Below are 1203 nucleotides of genomic sequence, written 5' to 3'. Positions count from 1 at the left end.
TACGCATGAACGCAGAAGGCCCGCCACTGAGGGACAGCGGCGGGCCTGACACGCAGCGACACCAGCGGGGCCGCGCCTTGCCCTGGTCAGTGCATGTCCCTCCACTTCTCGGACAACTCGCGCTGTGCCAACTGCCGTCCGAGCTCCAGGAGGAGCTGTTGCGTCAGTGTTCGCAGCCGTGGAGAGCTTAGCTCCTTGGCAAGGCCGTGCAGCCGGATGCCCAGATCCGCGGCCTCGTTCATCGCATCGGTGATTTCGTCCTGCGCCCGCGCAGCGAAGGCTCGGGTGCTCAGGTCCGCGTCAGTGATGTCGATGACGACACCACGCCCCTCGGCCGGGCGTCCCTGTTCGTCGAGGAAGAAGCGGCCGCGCGAGAGGATCCAGCGGACACGGCCACCGGGCGAGATGACCCTGTACTCGGCCAGGTAGGAGCTGCCTGCTTGAACGCAGCCCCAGATGATGCTGCTGATCTGCTCACGATCCTCAGGGTGGATGGCCTGCGCAATCACCTCGAACGGCACGCCGCTGCGGGATTGTGCTGGGCTAAGGTTGAACAGCAGCGCGACGACGGGATCGGCGTAGGCCCGATCCTCCGCGACATTCCACTCCCATGCTCCCATGCCGCCTGAGGCATCGATGGCTGCCTGTAGGGCAGCCTCGGACACGATCGTGTCCGGGTGCGCTTTCCGTGCCACCGCCAACCCCTCGCGCGTGCGACTCAGGGTGGTAATTGTCAGAACGTGGCGTCTGCTGCCACCTCTCGTTCGAATGGCGCATCCCGCATCAGACACATAACGGTTAGGGGCTAACCCACGTCGTCTGCTGCGGTTGTTAGCGAGGTGGGCGCAGCTGGAAAGCTGGTGGATTTCGTTCCCTCATGGGACGTGCGTCCTGGCACGTCGCGTCGGCAAAGGGCTCCCCATCTGAAGGCCACGCAAGACGATGCGGACCGGATCGGCCGGCCGCCAGCGTGATCAGGAGATGAAGACCCTCATGAAGACCCGTGTCGCCGCCGCTGTCGCCGCCCTCGTGCTCGGCGTTGCTGCCCCGGCCTCGTCTGCCCTGGCCTTCCCCTACGACGCGCCGCGCGGCCACTATACCGGCACCCTGCCCTACGAGCCGCAGACCACCGGCTCGATCGGCCTCTACGGCAGCCGCAACCCGGCCACCTGCCCGATGAGCTCGGCGGCCGAGGGCAACGCC

2 protein-coding genes are annotated in these 1203 nt (G+C 66.6%); one reads left to right on the top strand and one right to left on the bottom strand.

All coding sequences use genetic code 11. From position 1 onward, the window contains the following. Nucleotides 1-86: 86 nt before the first annotated feature. Nucleotides 87-665, bottom strand: coding sequence for a PAS domain-containing protein (locus tag AX737_RS01715; protein ID WP_238229587.1), 579 nt, complete (start codon nucleotides 663-665; stop codon nucleotides 87-89). Nucleotides 666-993: 328 nt separating this feature from the next. On the opposite strand from AX737_RS01715, the gene AX737_RS01710 reads away from it, so the two are divergent. Further along, nucleotides 994-1203, top strand: a 210-nt coding sequence (locus AX737_RS01710; RefSeq protein ID WP_066918496.1) for a hypothetical protein, incomplete at its 3' end; no start/stop codon positions are given.

This window comes from Methylobacterium sp. CCH5-D2 (genome assembly GCF_001556475.1).
Lineage (GTDB): Bacteria > Pseudomonadota > Alphaproteobacteria > Rhizobiales > Beijerinckiaceae > Methylobacterium > Methylobacterium hispanicum.
The sequence above is the reverse complement of the archived record's forward strand: the minus strand, read 5'-3'. Positions and strand labels throughout refer to the sequence as shown.